14 protein-coding genes are annotated in these 17,539 nt (G+C 65.0%); 9 read left to right on the forward strand and 5 right to left on the reverse strand.

Translation table 11 applies throughout. The annotated features are described in order from the left end of the window. The first annotated feature begins 32 nt into the window (after positions 1 to 32). Positions 33 to 1,007, forward strand: coding sequence for a thiamine-phosphate kinase (gene thiL / locus ACZ0AJ_RS17355; protein ID WP_499455741.1), 975 nt, complete (start codon positions 33 to 35; stop codon positions 1,005 to 1,007). On the opposite strand, the gene ACZ0AJ_RS17360 is transcribed toward thiL, so the two are convergent. Both ACZ0AJ_RS17360 and ACZ0AJ_RS17365 read right to left on the reverse strand, forming a co-directional pair. Continuing rightward, positions 989 to 3,613 (reverse strand): EAL domain-containing protein, encoded by a 2,625-nt coding sequence (locus tag ACZ0AJ_RS17360; RefSeq protein WP_499455742.1) that lies wholly within the window; start codon positions 3,611 to 3,613, stop codon positions 989 to 991. The two genes, thiL and ACZ0AJ_RS17360, sit on opposite strands and share 19 nt — an antisense overlap. Then, positions 3,610 to 5,646, reverse strand: coding sequence for a sensor histidine kinase, YfiR-like protein-associated (locus ACZ0AJ_RS17365; protein ID WP_499455750.1), 2,037 nt, complete (start codon positions 5,644 to 5,646; stop codon positions 3,610 to 3,612). The genes ACZ0AJ_RS17360 and ACZ0AJ_RS17365 overlap by 4 nt, the downstream gene beginning before the upstream one ends. Positions 5,647 to 6,044: 398 nt before the next feature. On the opposite strand from ACZ0AJ_RS17365, the gene ACZ0AJ_RS17370 reads away from it, so the two are divergent. The 5 genes from ACZ0AJ_RS17370 to ACZ0AJ_RS17390 all read left to right on the forward strand — a co-directional run bounded on the left by ACZ0AJ_RS17370 (position 6,045) and on the right by ACZ0AJ_RS17390 (position 12,049). Beyond that, complete coding sequence (locus tag ACZ0AJ_RS17370; RefSeq protein WP_370660568.1) at positions 6,045 to 6,527, forward strand: CinA family protein; 483 nt, start codon at positions 6,045 to 6,047, stop codon at positions 6,525 to 6,527. 165 nt (positions 6,528 to 6,692) lie between these two features. Continuing rightward, positions 6,693 to 9,527, forward strand: coding sequence for a M16 family metallopeptidase (locus tag ACZ0AJ_RS17375; protein ID WP_499455752.1), 2,835 nt, complete (start codon positions 6,693 to 6,695; stop codon positions 9,525 to 9,527). Between the two features lie 81 nt (positions 9,528 to 9,608). Beyond that, the gene (locus ACZ0AJ_RS17380; protein ID WP_183556166.1) at positions 9,609 to 9,959 is read left to right on the forward strand and encodes an ArsR/SmtB family transcription factor; all 351 of its coding nucleotides are present in this window, start codon (positions 9,609 to 9,611) and stop codon (positions 9,957 to 9,959) included. After that, positions 9,956 to 10,966: a cation diffusion facilitator family transporter gene (locus ACZ0AJ_RS17385; RefSeq protein ID WP_499455748.1), complete on the forward strand. Its 1,011-nt coding sequence runs from the start codon at positions 9,956 to 9,958 to the stop codon at positions 10,964 to 10,966. The genes ACZ0AJ_RS17380 and ACZ0AJ_RS17385 overlap by 4 nt, the downstream gene beginning before the upstream one ends. Positions 10,967 to 11,101: 135 nt before the next feature. Next, positions 11,102 to 12,049: a GSU2403 family nucleotidyltransferase fold protein gene (locus ACZ0AJ_RS17390; protein ID WP_499455749.1), complete on the forward strand. Its 948-nt coding sequence runs from the start codon at positions 11,102 to 11,104 to the stop codon at positions 12,047 to 12,049. Between the two features lie 73 nt (positions 12,050 to 12,122). Here ACZ0AJ_RS17390 and ACZ0AJ_RS17395 read toward each other — a convergent pair whose 3' ends face one another. Together ACZ0AJ_RS17395 and tcdA are read right to left on the reverse strand one after the other, a co-directional pair. Continuing rightward, complete coding sequence (locus ACZ0AJ_RS17395) at positions 12,123 to 12,650, reverse strand: FKBP-type peptidyl-prolyl cis-trans isomerase (RefSeq protein ID WP_499455751.1); 528 nt, start codon at positions 12,648 to 12,650, stop codon at positions 12,123 to 12,125. A 48-nt stretch (positions 12,651 to 12,698) separates the two neighbouring features. Continuing rightward, complete coding sequence (tcdA, locus tag ACZ0AJ_RS17400; RefSeq protein ID WP_499455753.1) at positions 12,699 to 13,598, reverse strand: tRNA cyclic N6-threonylcarbamoyladenosine(37) synthase TcdA; 900 nt, start codon at positions 13,596 to 13,598, stop codon at positions 12,699 to 12,701. Between the two features lie 86 nt (positions 13,599 to 13,684). Here tcdA and pdxH point away from each other — a divergent pair, with 86 nt between their 5' ends. Beyond that, positions 13,685 to 14,911 (forward strand): pyridoxamine 5'-phosphate oxidase, encoded by a 1,227-nt coding sequence (gene pdxH, locus ACZ0AJ_RS17405; RefSeq protein ID WP_499455756.1) that lies wholly within the window; start codon positions 13,685 to 13,687, stop codon positions 14,909 to 14,911. Between the two features lie 104 nt (positions 14,912 to 15,015). On the opposite strand, the gene msrA is transcribed toward pdxH, so the two are convergent. After that, on the reverse strand, positions 15,016 to 15,555 hold the full coding sequence (gene msrA, locus ACZ0AJ_RS17410; protein WP_499455755.1) for a peptide-methionine (S)-S-oxide reductase MsrA: 540 nt from the start codon (positions 15,553 to 15,555) through the stop codon (positions 15,016 to 15,018). A 155-nt stretch (positions 15,556 to 15,710) separates the two neighbouring features. Between msrA and ACZ0AJ_RS17415 the strand changes: the two genes are divergently transcribed. Together ACZ0AJ_RS17415 and ACZ0AJ_RS17420 are read left to right on the forward strand one after the other, a co-directional pair. After that, positions 15,711 to 16,223, forward strand: coding sequence for a flavin reductase family protein (locus ACZ0AJ_RS17415; RefSeq protein ID WP_258835791.1), 513 nt, complete (start codon positions 15,711 to 15,713; stop codon positions 16,221 to 16,223). Between the two features lie 92 nt (positions 16,224 to 16,315). Beyond that, the gene (locus tag ACZ0AJ_RS17420) at positions 16,316 to 17,509 is read left to right on the forward strand and encodes an acyl-CoA dehydrogenase (RefSeq protein WP_183556159.1); all 1,194 of its coding nucleotides are present in this window, start codon (positions 16,316 to 16,318) and stop codon (positions 17,507 to 17,509) included. Positions 17,510 to 17,539 lie beyond the last annotated feature (30 nt).

A 17,539-nucleotide genomic window follows, 5' to 3' on the forward strand; every position in this document is an offset into this window, starting at 1 on the left:
GCTAACCTTGGCGCCACGGTACAATCGCCGCCATGCTCTCCGAATTCGACCTCATCAAGCGTTACTTCAAGCGCGACCGGCCTGGCCGCGCGCCCCTGGGCATCGGCGACGACTGCGCCCTGCTCGCCATCACGCCGGGCCGCCAGCTTGCCATCTCGTCCGACATGCTGGTAGAAGATCGCCACTTTTTTGCCGGCGCCGACCCGCGCATGCTGGGCCACAAGGCGCTGGCCGTGAACCTGTCCGACCTGGCGGCGATGGGCGCCCGCCCCGTCGCCTTCACGCTGGCGCTGGCCCTGCCCGAAGCCAACCCGGACTGGCTCGCCGGCTTTTCGCAAGGCCTGTTCGCCCTGGCCGACGCGCACGAGTGCGAACTGATCGGGGGCGACACGACCAAAGGACCGCTGAACATCTGCATCACCGTGTTCGGCGAACTGTCGCCCGGCCACGCGCTGCGGCGCGATGCGGCGCAGGTGGGCGACGATATCTGGATCTCGGGCACGCTGGGCGACGCCCGGCTGGCACTGGCGGGGTACTGGAACGAGCTCGAATTCAAACTCGACCCGGCATTGCACGCAGAAGCGGCCACGCGCATGCACCTGCCAACGCCACGCGTGGCCCTCGGCCTGGCGCTGGCCAGCCTGCCGGTCGCCCATGCTGCGCTGGATATTTCGGACGGGCTGGTGGGCGACCTTGGCCACATCCTGCAAGCGTCGCGCGTGGGCGCGACGCTCGATGTCGATGCGCTGCCGGCCGGGCCGGTGCTGGCGCAGCAGGCGCCGGCGCTGCGGCGGCGCTTCACGGCGGCCGGCGGCGACGATTACGAGTTGTGCTTTACCGCGCCGCGCACTGCGCGCGCGGCCGTGCTGGCGGCGGGGGCGCAGGCCGGCACGCCGGTCACGCGGGTCGGCACGATCGACGCCGCGCCGGGGCTGCGCCTGGTCGATGCGCACGGCGTGGCGCTCGATCTGGCGCTGTCAGGCTGGGATCACTTCAGCGGCGCCTGATGCGCGGCGTCCCCGTGCGCGGGGTCGTCGCCTTCGCGCGGCGCCTTGCGGTCGTCATACGGGCCATGCGTCATCCAATAATGGCGAAACGCCAGCCGGATATTGTCACGCAGTTCCATGTCGTTCCACGGCTTGGTATAGAAGCGGTAGATCGCGCCGCGGTTGATCGAGTCGAGCACCGCCTCCACGCCGGTGTCCCCCGACAGGATGATGCGGATCGTTTCCGGATACATCTCCTTGACCTTGCTGAGAAACTCGGTCCCGCTCATCACCGGCATGCGCTGGTCGCACAGGATCACGTGCACGTGGTACAGCGCCAGCAATTCAAAGCCTTCGCTCGATGACGATGCCGTCAGCACGCGGTAGCCGTCGCGCCGGAACAGCCGGTGCAGCGCGGCCAGCACGTTGATATCGTCGTCGACGATGAGCAGCGTCTGCACGTTGTCGATAACTTCTGGCGGCTCGTTCGGATTGGCGCGGTTCGAGACCACGAGTGTGGCCAGCTGCGCAGCCGGCAGCGCACGCGAAAAGTAAAAGCCCTGGATTTCGTCGCAGCGGTTGCGCCGCAGGTAGGCCATCTGGGCGCGCGTCTCGACGCCTTCGGCAACCACCTGCATGTGCAGGCTGTGCGCCATGCTGATGATGGCCAGCGCGATCGCTGCGTCGTCCGGATTCGTGATGATGTCGCGCACGAACGCGATGTCGATCTTGAGCTTGTCGATCGGGAAGCGCTTCAGGTAGGCCAGGCTCGAGTAGCCGGTGCCGAAGTCGTCGATCGCAATGCGGATCCCCAGCGCCTTCAGGCGTGTGAGCACGGCCGTCGTGCGCTCGACATTTTGCATCAGCGCGCTTTCGGTCAGCTCCAGTTCAAGCAGGCCCGCCTCGATGCCGTGGCGTTCGAGGGCGCTGCGCACCACGTCTTCCAGATCGCCCTCGACGAACTGGCGGCTCGACACATTCACCGCCACCCGCACGTCGCGCACACCGTCCGCGTTCCAGGCCGCGATCTGGCGGCAGGCTTCGTTGATGATCCAGTCGCCCACGCGCACGACCAGGCCTGTTTCTTCCATCACCGGCACGAATTCGGCCGGATACACGAGGCCATAGCCGGGCCGGTTCCAGCGCAGCAGCGCTTCGCTGCCGGCAATGCGGCCCGTATTGAGTTCCAGCTTGGGCTGGTAGTGCAGCACGAACTGGTTGTCCGCCAGCGCGCCGCGCAGCGCCAGTTCGAGGTCCAGGCGCGCGAGCACCTGCACGTTCATGCCGGCGGTGAAGAAGCGGTAGCCGTCGCGCCCTGCTTCCTTGGCCCGCACCATGGCCGTGTCGGCGTACTTGACGAGCGTGCCCGGGTCGATCGTGTCGTCAGGGTACATCGCGATGCCGATGCTGGCCGTGAGCGCGGCCTGCTGGCCGTGCAGGTCGAACGGCAGGCGCAGCGATTCGCGTACTTCGTTGGCCATGTTCACGGCGTCCTGCTGCTCGCGCGGCATCGTCAGGATCAGGGCGAATTCATCGCCGCCCAGACGCCCGACCGAATCGCGCACCTTCACGCAGCGCACCAGGCGCGTGCTGAACTGGCGCAGCAATTCGTCGCCCGGCGCCGTGCCGAGCGAATCGTTGATCACCTTGAAGCGGTCGAGCGTGATGCACAGCACCGCCACGCGCCAGTTCTTGTCCTGGGCCAGCTCGATCGTGCCGCGCAGGTTTTCAAAGAACAGCGTGCGGTTCGGCAGGCCGGTCAGCGCGTCGTAGCTGGCCGCATGGCGCAGCCGTTCCTGCGCCTGCAGGCGCTCGCTGATGTCGCGCGCCACGGCGATCAGCATGCGCTGGGCGTTGCGCTGCCCTTCGGGGTCTTGCAGCTTCCAGCTGATTTCCACCGGCACCGAGCCTTCGCCGCCAGCGCGCAGCAGGTCGGTCTCGACGATGTCGGGTTCGGGCCGTCCGCCCTGTGCGGCCGCGCCCATGTGCCGTTCGAGCTGCGTGCGCGAGGCCAGGCCCAGCGCCACCGGATCGATGCGCAGCAGCGCGTCGCGCGAAAAACCCAGCATGCGGCAGGCGCCTTCGGACACGTCGACCATCGCCATGCTGGCCGTGTCGATCAAGAACAGCGCATCGGGCGTGGCGTCCATCGCGCCGCGAAAGCGCGCCAGTTCGGCGGTGCGCTCGCGCACCTGGCGTTCGAGTTCACTGCCGTAATCCAGGGATTCGCGGTGCAGCAGGCGCACCTCGAGCAGGTTGCGGATGCGCGTCATGACCTCGACCGTGTCGAACGGCTTGCCGATGAAGTCGCGCGCGCCGGCTTCGAGCGCCGCCAGTTTCTTGTCCGGCTCGGCCGTCACCACCAGCACCGGCAGCCACGAATCGCTCTCCAGGGGTTTCAAGGCCTCCATCACGTCGAAGCCGTCCATGCCGGGCATGTGCAGATCGAGGATGATCAGGTCGAAGCGGTGCTTCAGGTGCAGCGCGACGACCTGGCGCGGGTCGAACGTCGAGGTGACGTTTTCGTAGCCGGTGGTCTTGAGCAGATATTCAAGCAGCTGCACGTTGACCGGTTCGTCATCGACGACCAAAATGCGGGCCCGTCTGATGTCGGACAGGGAAATCATGGGTGGTTCCTTTCGCCTGACGCGGCCAGATCCGGCCCCTCGGCCAGGGTGCTGTTGATCGCTTCAGTGAACTTTTCGATGTCGATCGGCTTGGTGAGGTAGCGGTGGAAGCCCGCCGCCACGCCACGCTCGATATCGCGCGGCATGGCGTTGGCGGTCAGCGCAATCACGGGAATGTCCGCGGTTTCCGGGTCGGCACCCAGCTGGCGCAGCACCTCGAAGCCGCTCATGCCGGGCAGGTTCAGGTCCATCAGGATGATGTCGGGACGGTGCGCGCGCGCCAGTTGCAGGCCCAGGTGGCCGTCGTGCGCCGACAGCAGGCGCAGGTCGCGCCGGAATGCCACGATCTCTTCGACCAGGCGCAGGTTGGCCGGATTGTCCTCGACGTACAGCAGCAGGCGCGGTAAGAATTCGGCCCCGGAAGCAGACGAGGTCGACCCGTTGCCGCCGGGCGCAGCCCGTTCGGCCAGGCTGGACGTGCGCGGCGCGGTGCTGGCCAGCTCGATCCAGAACACGCTGCCCACACCCGGGCTGCTGGTCACGCCGATCTCGCCGCCCATCAGTTCCACCAGGCGCTTGGTCACCACCAGGCCGATGCCGGTGCCTTCCTGGGCCCCCGACTCCTGGCCCAGCCGGTTGAACGGCTGGAACAGGCTGGCGACCTGCTCGGGATTGAGCCCGTTGCCGGTGTCCTGGATCGACAGGCGCATGCGCGTGGGCGTGCACTGGTCGCACGTGAGCACCACGGCGCCCTCGTCGCGGTTGTACTTGACGGCATTCGACAGCAGATTGAGCATCACTTGCTTCAAGCGCGTGCGGTCGGCCATGACCACGGCGCCGTCGACGTCCGGGAACAGCACCCGCACCTTGCGCGTGGCGGCGATCGGCTCGATCATCGTGCGGCATTCGAGCAGGATGTCGGCCAGCGCGACCGGCTCCATCGACAGTGTGATGGTGCCCGATTCGACCTTGGCCAGGTCGAGGATCTCGTTGATCAGCGTGAGCAGGTGGCGGCCCGACTTGAGGATGTGATTGGCAAATTCCTTCTTTTGCTCGAGCGTCGACGGCAGCGTGTTGGAAGTGAGGATCTGGGCGAAACCCAGGATCGCATTGAGCGGCGTGCGCAGCTCGTGGCTCATCGACGACAAGAAGGCCGACTTGGCCTGGTTGGCGCTGCGCGCTTCTTCGTTGGCGTTGGCCAGCTCGGCGTTGGCCAGCGCCAGCTGCAGCGTGCGTTCATCGACGCGCTGCTCGAGCTGCTCGTTCAGGCGCATCACCTCTTGCTGGGCGTGCGAGCGCTCAGTGGCCGTGCGCAGGGTGGCGTTGTGCGAGTCTTCGAGCTCGCGCGTGCGGCCTTCGATTTCGGTGAGCATGGCGTTGAACGAGTCGGCCAGCTCGGCCGCCTCGTCATCACCGATGCGCGGCGCGCGGCGCGAATAATCGCGTGTGGCCACCACGTCGCGCGCCACTTCGGTGATCGCGATGATCGGCGACGTGAGCACGCGCCCGAAGCGCCGCATCATCAGGTAGGCGATCGCCATCGCGATCAGGGTCACGCCGACGGCAATGGCAAGGTAATCGATGAAGCGCGCCAGTATGCGGTTCTCGGCGCGCATCACGACGGTGCCGAGCGTCTCGCCATTTTCGAGGATCGGCTGGCTGACGACCATGATGCCGTTGCCGCTGTCGTCGATCTGCTCGAGCCGCTCGGGCACGGCCCGCTTTTCACCGGCGGCCGAATACGACGCGAACAGCTGGCCACGCGCATCGTAGATGGCGGCGCCGCGCACCAGGGGACTGGCCCGCAGCAGCAGCAAGTCTTCGTTGGCAAGGCGCGGGTCGTCAAAGGTAAGTGCAGCGGACGTCATGTGGCCGACCAGTTCGGCGTCGGTCGACAGGTCATTGGTGAGCGTGCGGTGATAGCTGCGCAGGTCATAGGCCACCACCAGGGCGATCGAGACCAGCAGTGCGACGAATGTGGTCGTCATCACCATTGCTACCAGCTTCTTGCGAATCGAGCGCTGGCGGCTCATGCTTCCTCCCCGAACCGTTTCACGAAACGGCGACGCGTGTGCGCGGGGCGCTGACCCGGCTGGGCTGGCGACTTCACGATCGGGCCAACCCTGGCTGGCCACATGCGATGCGTCCGTACGGCATTGTAAGATCTACGTAAAACAAAAAAGAGACATCCAGCCACGGAGGCCAGCTGCGTTCCAGCATAGCAGTCCGGCCAAGCCGCATGTCGCACGGAACATCTGTCAGGGTTCGACAACAACTTTGCCTTCGATATGTCCATGCTGAAAGCATAGCATCTTTACCTATGGCAATATCAAGCGGCAGACTGCTCTGCAGCCGTGCCTTGCGGGCGCACTGCGCGCTAGAATGGAATCACCCGGACAAGCCCGTCCGCCGACTGCACAAGGAGACGCACGTGACGCATGAACTTACCGATCTTGCAAATCAGGTCAGCCAGACGCTTGGCGCAAAAAAAATGATGCTGGCCACGGCCGAATCCTGTACCGGCGGCGGCATCGCCCAGGCGCTCACCGACATTCCCGGCTCGGGCGACTGGTTCGATTGCGGTTTTGTCACCTATTCGAACACGGCCAAGAACGACATGCTCGACGTGTCCGACGCCGTGATCGCGCAATTTGGCGCCGTCAGCGAAGAAGTGGCCGCCGCCATGGCTGCAGGCGCCGTCGCCAACAGCAGCGCCGATGTGGCTGTTTCGACCACCGGTATCGCCGGCCCGACGGGCGCCGTGCCCGGCAAGCCGATCGGCACCGTGTGCTTCGGCTGGGCGCAGGGCGACCGCGTGCAGACCGAGCGCCTGGTGTTCCAGGGCGATCGCCAGGCCGTGCGCGCGCAGGCCGTGGCGCATGCGCTGCGCGGGCTGCTGCGCTTCGTCGAATAGCCGGGCAATGGCGGCGCCGGGCCACGCCTTTCGTGCGTATCCGCGATAATAGCGTGTTGTGCGAGGCCAGTTCGACGGTGTCCTGCAGCCCCTCACTCTATGGGCTGGCCGGGGCGTCGCCTGGCCGACGCCGGCGTCGTTGCCAATGAATTATCTGGAGAATGCTTGAATATTCCTACCCTGATGGTCCCGCTGATGCTGGCCGCTGCGCCGGCCCCCGGCCCGGCCCAGGCGCAGCCCCCCGCCCCTGCATCGTCATCGGCAGCCGCGCCGGCGCCGGCGATCGCTTTTGAGAAGCTGGTGCTGCCCAACGGCCTGCAAGTGATCCTGGTCGAAGACAAGCGCCTGCCGATCGTGGCCGTGAACCTGTGGTACCACGTCGGGCCGGCCAACGAGGCGCCCGGCCTGACGGGCTTTGCCCACCTGTTCGAGCACATGATGTTCGCCGCCACCGCGCACATCCCGCGCGGCATGGCCGACCGCCTGCTCGAAGGCGCTGGCGCGACCGACAGCAACGGCGGCACGGGGTACGACAGCACCAGCTATTACGACACCGTGCCGTCGAATCAGCTCGAACTGGCGCTGTGGGTGCACGCAGACCGCATGGGCTACCTGCTCGACGTGCTCGACCAGCAGGCGCTGACCAACCAGCAGGACGTCGTGCGCAACGAGCGGCGCCAGACCGTCGAGGGCGAGCCGTATGGCATCGTCGAGGAAGCGCTGGCGCGCACGCTGTTCCCGCAGGGGCACCCGTACGCGGCCTCGATCATCGGTTCGCACGCCGACATCCAGAGCGCACGCCTGGAAGACGTGCGCGCCTTCTTCACCCAATACTATGGCCCCAACAATGCCAGCCTGGTGATTGCCGGCGACATCGACAAACAAACCGTGCGTGAGCTGGTCACGCGCTACTTCGGCGGCCTGCGACGCGGGCCGGACGTGGTGCGCCCGCACGTGGTCACGCCCCCGATCACGGCCGAACGCCGCGTCGTCGTGCGCGACCGCGTCGAGCTGCCGCGCGTGTTCATGGGCTGGCTCACGCCGCCGGCGTATCAACCGGGCGACGCCGAGCTGATGGTGGCGGCCACGATCCTGGGCGGCGGCAAGTCGAGCCGCCTGTACAAGTCACTTGTCTACGAACGCCAGATCGCGCAGGACGTCTCGGCCTCGCAGGGCTCGCTCGGCCTGGCCTCGACCTTTGTCATCGACGTGACGGCGCGGGCCGGCCACACGCCGCAAGAGATCGAAGCGGCAATCGACGCCGAACTGGCCCTGCTGCGCACCGAAGGCCCGACCGCGCGCGAGGTCGAACGCGCGCGCAACAGCCTGGAAACGTCGCTGCTGGCGTCGCTGGAAAAGCTGGGCGGCGACGGCCTGGCCGAGCAGCTCAATCACTACAACCTGTACACGGGCGACCCGGGCTACCTGGACAAGGACCTGGCGCGCCTGCGCCGCATCGACGCCGCCGCAGTCCAGCGCGCGGTGCAGACCTGGCTACCAGAGCAGGCGCGCGCCGTCGTCACGGGCGTGCCGGGCAAACCGAAGGTGGACGATCCGCGCGCTGGCAAGCCCGCCCGGACCGCCGCCGTGCCAACGCCGGCAGCCCCGGTCAACGTGGCCGAAGCATGGCGCGCGACGCCGCCGAAAGCCGGCCCGGCGCCCCGCTTCAGGCAGCCGCGCGGCGAGACCTTCACGCTGGCCAACGGCCTGACCGTCATCCACTACCGCAATCCGGCGCTCCCGCTCGTGTCGAGCCAGCTCGTGGTGCGTAGTGGCGGCGCCGCCAATCCATCCGACCTGCCCGGCCTGGCCGGTTTTACTGCCCAGATGCTGGAAGAAGGCACGGCCACGCGCAGCGCGCCGGCCATCGCCGACGACATCGCCCAGCTGGGCGCCTTCATGGACACGGGCAGCAGCGACGACGTCTCCACCGTCTCGCTGCTGGCCCTGACGTCCACCTTTGCGCGCGCGCTGGAAATCGTCGCCGACATCGTCCAGCGCCCGGCGTTCCCGGCCGCCGAGATCGAGCGCCAGCGCCAGGACCGCCTTGGCGCGCTCACGCAGCAGCGCGACGACCCGGAAACCGTGGCCGCGCTGGCGGCGGCAGGCGCGCTGTTTGGCGCCGGTCACCCGAAAGGCTATGGCCAGCTGGGCCTGGAACCGGCCATCCGGCGCACGACGCGCGATGACATCGTCGGCTTCTGGCGTCGCCATTACGTGCCGTCGAACGCGGCGCTGGTGGTCACGGGCGACATCACGCGCGCCGAACTGGAAGCACTGGCGCAGGCGCAGTTCGGCGGCTGGACGGCGTTTGATGCCCCAGCGGCTGCGGTTGCCCCGGCCAAACCGACGGCTGCGCGCCTGGTCGTGATCGATCAGCCGGATGCCGGCCAGACGGCGCTGCAGGTGGCGACGATGGGCCCGGCGCGCGACACACCCGACTTCCCGGCCCTGCAAATCATGAACGGGGTGCTGGGCGGGATGTTCTCGAGCCGGCTCAACAACAATCTGCGCGAGACGCGCGGGCTGACCTACGGGATCCATTCGCACTTCGACTACGACCGCCAGCCGGCGCCGTTTTCGGTCGAGGCCAGCGTCCAGCAGAATGCGACCGGTGAAGCGGTACGCGAAATCCTGCGCGAAGTCGCGCTGCTGCGGGAGGAGCCGATCTCCAGCGACGAGTTGGCGGCGGCGCGCAATGCGCAACTGCTGTCGCTGCCGGGGCAGTTCGAGACCAATGCCGACATCGGTGCGAGCCTGACGGAGTTGTTCGTCTATGGTTTGCCGGCGGATTACTACGACAGCCTGGCCACTCACCTGGCGGGTGTCGGCGTCGACGACGTGCAGGCGGTCGCGCGCCGCTGGCTCGACCCTGACCGGATGATCGTGGTGGCGGTGGGCGAACGGAAAAAAATCCTGCCGCAGTTGCAGAAGCTGGGATTGGGGCAGCCGGAGATTCGGGATGACGATGGGCAGGTGAGCAACAAGCCTCGCCACTGAACCGTTATTGCACCACACCATGCTTGCCCGGCACGGGCCTTTGCACTAACATGTGAACACCTATTCACATGTTAGAGTCTCATGCACGAACACATTCATACGCACCCGGCCGCCCAGCCGATTGCCCCGCCGCCCGAGGAAGCGATCGGCCAGCTGGCCGATCTGTTCCACCTGCTGGGTGACGCGACGCGCCTGCGCATCGTGCTGGCCTGCCTGACGCAGCCAACAGCCGTGGGCGATATTGCCAATACGCTGTCGCTGTCGAGTTCGCTGGTCAGCCACCATCTGCGCCTGCTGCGCGCCGCCCGCATCGTCAAGGCCGAGCGCCAGGGCAAGCAAGTCTTTTACGCAGCTGCCGACGCCCACATCAGCAGCCTGCTTTCCACCATGTTCGAGCACATCGCCGAACCCGCCACCGGAATGGACGCATGAGCCAACATCACCAGCACGATCATGACCACGATCATGGTCACGAGCACAAGCACGATCACAAGCACGACGAGCACAAGCACGACGACCATGACCACGGTCACGGCTTTGGCCACCACCACCACCACATGCCCTCCCCCGAAGGCAACGGGCGCGCTTTCGCGCTGGCGATCGGGCTCAACATGGCCTTCGTCATCATCGAATTCGGCTACGGCTTTATCGCGCACTCGACGGCGCTGATGGCCGACGCCGGTCACAACCTGTCCGACGTGCTGGGCCTGGTGCTGGCCTGGGGCGCGGCGGTGCTCGCCAAAAGCGTGCCGACTGGCCGCTATACCTACGGCCTGCGCGGCTCGTCGATCCTGGCGGCAATGGGCAACGGCCTGCTGCTGATGGTGGCGTGCGGCGCCATCGCCTGGGAAGCCGTGCAGCGCTTCGCCGAACCGGCGCCCGTGGCCGGCGCCACGGTGTCGATCGTTGCCGCCATCGGCGTGCTGATCAACGGCTTTTCGGCCTGGCTGTTCCTGGCTGGCAGCAAGGGCGACCTGAACATCCGCGGCGCCTACCTGCACATGGCGGCCGATGCGGCGCTGTCGCTGGGCGTGGCGATCTCGGGCTTGATCATCATGTTCTGGGGCTGGACCTGGATCGACCCGGCGGTGAGCCTGGCGATCGTGGTGGTGATCGTGCTGGGCACGTGGTCGCTGCTGCGCGAATCGGTGCAGCTGTCGATGGCGGCCGTGCCGCCTGGCGTGGATGCCGACAAGGTGCGCGGCTTCCTGCTCGCGCAGCCCGGCGTGGCTGATCTGCACGACCTGCACATCTGGGCGCTGAGCACGACCGAAACGGCGCTGACGGCGCACGTCGTGATGCCTGCCGGATATCCGGGCGATGCGGCGATCGATGCGATGGTGGACGGGTTATGCGGGCAGTTCGCGATTCATCACTGCACGCTGCAGGTCGAGGAAGGCACGACCCATCATCACTGCACGCTGCACGGGCACCACTAGACTATTTGCATTCATTACGGCTGGATGCATGAGGATTCACGTACTTATGTACATTGCATGCTACCAATCCACGGTGACGATAGGTGTTTCACCGTATAGAATGTAAAATCAAAGAATATACGGTGAATCGCTATCGTGAACTACTTTATACTTTCCGACAACGCAGCCCGACAGTACATGGACTCGGTCACGATTTTTTCCGAGCATGCTCGTACCGCTGAGCGAGCCCGGCAGTACAAAGGCGGGATGTATTGGAAGGTCGAAGGCAAATACGAATATCTCGTCAAAACAACACCAGACAATCGACAGCAGAGGATTGGCCGGCGGTCTGCTGAAACCGAAAAAATTCATGCTGACTTTACGACCTGCAAGCATCAGGTTGAAGAGCGACTAAAGTCCCTCAATGACGCACTACAAGAAGCGGAACGACTGAACAAAGCCTTGAAGGTTGGTCGTACCCCTGCTACTGTCGTATCGGTCCTTCAGGCTCTTCACGAATCGCGCGTGCATGACTACTTTACGGTCGTGGGTACCCACGCACTCTATGCCTATGAGGCTGCCGCGAGCGTACGCATTCAGCAAGGTGCGTTGGCAACGATGGACGTGGATTTGCTATGGGACGCGCGTAAGCGAATGCAGTTCTTGACAACAATGGCGCGTACCCAGACATCGATGCTTGCAGTACTTCAGCGCGCTGACAAAACCTTTCAACGCAAGGAGTCGCAGCTTGAAACTGCCATTAACGATAAAGGTTTCGAAGTCGATTTTTTGCGCCGTCAGCCCATCCAGCAAGACCCTCACCCGTTCCGGTTCACCGATGACGAGGAAGACTTGTGGCCGGTTCAAGCGGAAAGAGCCGGCGTGTTGACGGACTCTCCCCGCTTTGAACAAGTCGTTGTCTCAGTGACCGGGAAGATGGCGATGATGAGAACGATTGCGCCCGAAAGCTTCGTCCAGTTTAAGCTTTGGATGGCTGAGCAAGCCAAACACCGTGACCCTGCAAAGCGACGCCGCGATGTGCTTCAGGCGAGGATTGTGCAGGAATTACTGTCTGAGGCTCTGTTGCCGCCTTCTGCACCATGAAACAACCAGCATGCTACCGGCTTGAGGGGCGGGCAGCAGCTAGTCCAGCGCCATGTAGCTGCCCAGTCGTGCCTTACTTCACGTTGAGCAGTTCGACGTCGAAGATCAGATCGGAGTCCGGCGGAATCATCCCGCCGCCCGCGCCACGCTTGCCGTAGGCCAGCGCGCTCGGGATGATCAGCGTGCGCTTGCCGCCGACCTTCATGCCCGCTACGCCCTGCTCCCAGCCCTTGATCACACGGCCTGCGCCCAGCTGGAATTCCAGCGGATCGCGGCCATTGTCGAGCGACGAGTCGAACTTGCGGCCGCGCTGCTGCTTGGCCAGCGGCTTGTGGAACCAGCCCGTGTAATTGACGACGACATTGCTGCCGAGCGATGCTTCCTTGCCGGTGCCGACCACACGATCGACGATCTCGACCTGCGGTGCCTGGGTTTCGGCGGCGACTGGCGGCGTGACCGGGGTAGCAGCAGGCGCGGTAGTTGGCTGCTGCGCTTCCGGCGGCGGCTGGGTCGCGGGCTTGCTGGCGTCCTGTGCGCCTTCCTGGGCCTGGGCGCTGCCTGCCACCAGGAGCAGGGCGATGACTGCGGATCGACGAATCATGTGTGCTCTTCCATCAAAAGGTCGCAACCGGGCGGTTGCATCTGGCACCTATGATAGCAAGGCGGCCTCAGCTTGCACAGTTTGCCCGGCGGCTGCGGTGACAGCCTGCGCCTGGGCATTGGCCGCTTCGGCCAGCCGGCGCAGTACCTGCCCCGCCGTCACCATGCCGAAGGTGGCGGTCACCACCATGCACGAGCCGAATCCGGCGCAGTTCAGGCCCGTGATGCCGTTGTCATCGATCTCGCATGCCCCGCCAGCGTTGTCTTCGCCCGTGTCCGGATACCGCAGCGGCTCCATCGAAAACACGGCGTCGATGTGGTACTTCTGCTTTTCGCCGCGCGAAAAACCGTATTGCGCGCGCAGCAGCTTGCGCACTTTTTTCAGCAGCGGTTCCTGCTCGGTGCGGGCCAGGTCTCGGATCTCGACCTTGGTCGGATCGATCTGGCCGCCGGCGCCACCCACGACCACGAGCGGCATCTTGTTGGCGCTGCACCAGGCGATCAGCGCCGCCTTGGGCTTGACGCTGTCAATCGCATCGACCACATAGTCGAAGCCCTGGTTGGCCACCAGCGTCTCGATGTTCTCCAGGTCGATGAAGTCCTCGACCAGGGTCACCTGACAAAACGGGTTGATCTCGGCGATGCGCTGGCGCAGCGCTTCGATCTTCGGCATGCCGATAGTCGATGACAGCGCCTGGATCTGGCGGTTGATGTTCGATTCGGCGACGTTGTCGAGATCGATCAGGGTCAGGTGGCCGATGGCGCTGCGCGCCAGCGCCTCGACCACCCATGAACCGACGCCGCCGACGCCGATCACGCAAACGTGCGCCGCGCGGAAACGTTCCAGCGCAGGCTCACCATACAGGCGCCCGATGCCGCCGAAACGGCGCGCAAAGTCGACTTCCTCCGTGGGCGTTGCCGCCGCCCCTTGCTCAAGTAATTGATTCATCCCGATATTGTAGCGGACAGGTGTTTCGCGACTACACTAGAATGATCGTTCGTCAACCAAATAACCTGCGTGTCTCCCACAGAACAATGACCTCTCTCCTGCCCGACACCGCCCCCGATTTCTCCCAGCCGATCGCCGTGCTCAAGCATTGCCATGGCCGCATCCGCAAACAACTGTCCACCCTGGAAAAACTGCTGCCGCACCTGGCCGAACATGGCGTCGACAAGCAGGCGCGCGACGCCGCCGGCGCCGTGCTGCGCTACTTCGACAAGGCCGCGCACCTGCACCACGACGACGAAGAACAGGACCTGATCCCGATGCTGCGCGCCACCGCGCAGGGCGACGACGCCGCCACGCTGCAGGCGCTGGCGCCGACGATCGTGCAGGACCACAATGACATGGACGCCCTGTGGCAGGACCTGCACGAGCAACTGACGGCGATCGAAGCCGGCACCGGGACCATGCTCTCCAGCACGGCCGTCGAGCGCTTCGTCGCCCGCTACACGGCGCACATGGAGCGCGAAGAAAGCACGATGGCGCCGATGGCGATGCGCCTGTTCTCGCCCGAGCAGATGGCGCAGCTGGGCCAGGCGATGCAGCGCCGCCGCGGCCTGCTGGCGCCCGAGGCGTTTGACCAGCCGGTGGCCACAACATCGGCCAAGACAGCCGGCGTTGGCCAGGCAGTGGCCGATCTGCGCCAGGATTACGGCCAGGCCAGCCTGAATGAAGACGACGTGCTGGACGACCCGATCGCGCAATTCACGGCGTGGTTTGAGCAGGCACTGGCGGCGCAAGTGAACGAACCGAATGCGATGACGCTGGCAACGGTCGGCCCGGGCAACCGGCCAAGCTCGCGCATCGTGCTGATCAAGCAATTCGATCCGCGCGGTTTTACCTGGTACACCAATTACGACAGCCAGAAGGCGCAGGAACTGCGCGGCAACAACCAGGCCGCCCTGCTCTTCTTCTGGAGCGAGCTCGAGCGCCAGATCCGCATCGAAGGCCGTGTCGAGATGACGTCGAGCGAAGAAAGCGACCATTATTTCCGCAGCCGCCCGCTCAAGAGCCGGGTCGCGGCGATCGCGTCGCAACAGAGCAGCCCGATTGCCAGTCGCGCCGCGCTGGAAACGAATTACGACGCCGTGGCGCAGGCTGCCGGCGACGATCCGGCGCGCCCGGACAACTGGGGCGGTTTCCGCCTGGTGCCGGAGCGCATCGAGTTCTGGCAAGGCCGCCGCTCCCGCTTTCATGACCGGATCGTCTACCAGCGCCAGCCGGACGGCAGCTGGACGCGCAGCCGTCTTCAGCCGTAGGGTGGGCGGCTAGGCCGCCCACGCGGTGATGGTTGGCAGACAGATCATGCGGCACGCGATCGGCACCAGTATCGATCACCGCGTGGGCGGCACAGCCGCCCACCCTACCTCAGTCGTTCCGCAAACGTGGCGCGGAATTTGCTGACCTTCGGCGCCACCACGAACGCGCAATACCCCTGCAACGGGTGTTGCGCGAAGTAATTCTGGTGGTAGTCCTCGGCCTTGTACCAAGTTTCCTGCGGCAACACCTGCGTCACCAGCGGTGCATCCCACACCATGGCCATCTCGGCCATCACGGTGCGCGCGACAGCGTCCTGCGCCGGCGACGTGGTGAAAATCACTGACCGGTATTGCGTGCCGACGTCATTGCCCTGGCGATTCAATGTCGTCGGATCGTGGATCGTGAAAAAGATCTCGAGAATGTCGTGGTAGCTGATCACTGACGGATCGAACTCCAGGCGCACGACTTCGGCGTGGCCGGTGGTGCCGTTGCACACGGCCTCGTAGGTCGGTTGATCGGCATGACCGCCCATATAGCCTGACTCCACGCGCGTGACGCCGCGTGCTTCGAGAAACACCGCCTCGATGCACCAGAAGCAGCCGCCCCCGAGGATGGCGACGTCGCCCGTTGTTTGCTCACTCATGATGGCCCTTGTAATCGTAAAATTTCGATAAGCTTAATGTAGCGCAAAGCCCGGCTGGCCGCTGTATTGACCCGCTGCCGATACGGCTAGAAGGCATGGCGCGGCAAGCTTGCGCAGGACGGTGGCATAATGAGCGTCACAGTTCCAGGAACACCATGAATACACTTTCTGCCCGCGCGACCACGCGCGGCTTCGATACAACACATTTCCGCCAGGCGCTGTCGCAGTTTGCGACCGGCGTCACCGTCATTACGACCCGCCTGGCCGACGGCACCTTCCGTGGCCTGACGGCCAGCTCGTTCAACTCGGTTTCGCTCGACCCGCCGCTGGTGCTGTGGAGCCTGGGTGCCGGCGCGAACAGCATGCCGATCTTCAGCGGCAACTCGCACTACGTGATCAATGTGCTGTCTGCCGGCCAGGAAGACCTGGCGATGCGCTTTGCGCGTCGCGGCGAAAACCCGTTCGAGGGCGTCGACTACGAGCTGTCGCGCACCGGCCTGCCGATCCTCAAGGGCGTGTCGGCCTGGTTCGAATGCCACAACCGCAGCCGCTACCCGGAGGGCGATCACGTCATCTTCGTCGGCGAGGTCGAAGAGTGCCAGTTGCAACCGCAACCAGCACTGATCTTCCACGGCGGCAAGTTCGGCAGCACTGCCAGTCAAAAATGAAAATGCCTGTCGCAGTTTGAAAAGATCGGGCTGCGCCACGTTTCTATAATGGTCAGGTAACTTCTAACCAGAATTCAGAGACAGGATTTCCGATGACCCGTACCGACTCGCCCAAGAAAGCTGCTTTCCATTGGGATGACCCGCTGCTGCTGAACAGCCAGCTGACCGATGAAGAGCGCATGGTGCGCGACGCCAGCGCCGCCTATTGCCAGGACAAGCTGCGCCCGCGCGTGCTCGAAGCGTTCCGTCACGAGTCGATGGATGTCTCGATCTTCCGCGAGATGGGCGAATTGGGCCTGCTTGGCCCGACCATTCCCGAAGAATACGGCGGCCCGGCAATGGGGTATGTTGCCTACGGCCTGATCGCGCGCGAAGTCGAGCGCGTCGATTCCGGCTACCGCTCGATGATGAGCGTGCAATCGTCGCTCGTCATGGTGCCGATCTTTGAATTTGGCAACGAAGCCACCAAACAGAAATACCTGCCAAAGCTGGCCACCGGCGAATGGATCGGCTGCTTCGGCCTGACCGAGCCAAACCACGGCTCCGATCCCGGCTCGATGATTTCGCGCGCCCGCAAGGTCGAGGGCGGCTACAGCCTGTCCGGCGCCAAGATGTGGATCACCAACTCGCCCGTGGCTGACGTGTTCGTCGTGTGGGCGAAGGACGATGAAGGCGCGATCCGCGGCTTCGTGCTCGAAAAAGGCTGGAAGGGCTTGTCGGCCCCGGCAATCCACGGCAAGTTCGGCCTGCGCGCGTCGGTCACCGGCGAAATCGTCATGGACAATGTGTTCTGCCCGGAAGAAAACGCGTTCCCGGACGTGCGTGGCCTGAAGGGTCCGTTCACCTGCCTGAATTCGGCCCGCTACGGCATCGCCTGGGGCGCGCTGGGCGCGGCCGAAGACTGCTGGCACACGGCGCGCCAGTACACGATGGACCGCCAGCAATTCGGGAAGCCGCTTGCTGCCAACCAGCTGGTGCAAAAGAAGCTGGCCGACATGCAGACCGAAATCACGCTCGGCCTGCAAGGCTGCCTGCGCCTGGGCCGCATGAAGGACGAAGGCACGGCGGCGCCGGAAATCACGTCGATCATGAAGCGCAACTCGTGCGGCAAGTCGCTCGACATCGCCCGTATGGCGCGCGATATGCTGGGCGGTAACGGCATCTCGGATGAGTTCGGCATCATCCGCCACATGGTCAACCTCGAGGTCGTCAATACCTACGAAGGCACGCACGACATCCACGCGCTGATCCTCGGCCGCGCACAGACCGGCATCGCCGCGTTCTGATCACGTAGTCCCCACGGCGCGGCAATCGCC

The organism is Telluria sp. AC161, from assembly GCF_979258535.1.

Bases quoted from the DNA above. Each gene is read 5' to 3' on its own strand.
- thiL (WP_499455741.1), top strand. From the start codon at position 33: ATGCTCTCCGAATTCGACCTCATCAAGCGTTACTTCAAGCGCGACCGG.
- ACZ0AJ_RS17360 (WP_499455742.1), bottom strand. From the start codon at position 3,613: ATGATTTCCCTGTCCGACATCAGACGGGCCCGCATTTTGGTCGTCGAT.
- ACZ0AJ_RS17365 (WP_499455750.1), bottom strand. From the start codon at position 5,646: ATGAGCCGCCAGCGCTCGATTCGCAAGAAGCTGGTAGCAATGGTGATG.
- ACZ0AJ_RS17380 (WP_183556166.1), top strand. From the start codon at position 9,609: ATGCACGAACACATTCATACGCACCCGGCCGCCCAGCCGATTGCCCCG.
- ACZ0AJ_RS17385 (WP_499455748.1), top strand. From the start codon at position 9,956: ATGAGCCAACATCACCAGCACGATCATGACCACGATCATGGTCACGAG.
- ACZ0AJ_RS17395 (WP_499455751.1), bottom strand. From the start codon at position 12,650: ATGATTCGTCGATCCGCAGTCATCGCCCTGCTCCTGGTGGCAGGCAGC.
- tcdA (WP_499455753.1), bottom strand. From the start codon at position 13,598: ATGAATCAATTACTTGAGCAAGGGGCGGCGGCAACGCCCACGGAGGAA.
- pdxH (WP_499455756.1), top strand. From the start codon at position 13,685: ATGACCTCTCTCCTGCCCGACACCGCCCCCGATTTCTCCCAGCCGATC.
- msrA (WP_499455755.1), bottom strand. From the start codon at position 15,555: ATGAGTGAGCAAACAACGGGCGACGTCGCCATCCTCGGGGGCGGCTGC.
- ACZ0AJ_RS17415 (WP_258835791.1), top strand. From the start codon at position 15,711: ATGAATACACTTTCTGCCCGCGCGACCACGCGCGGCTTCGATACAACA.
- ACZ0AJ_RS17420 (WP_183556159.1), top strand. From the start codon at position 16,316: ATGACCCGTACCGACTCGCCCAAGAAAGCTGCTTTCCATTGGGATGAC.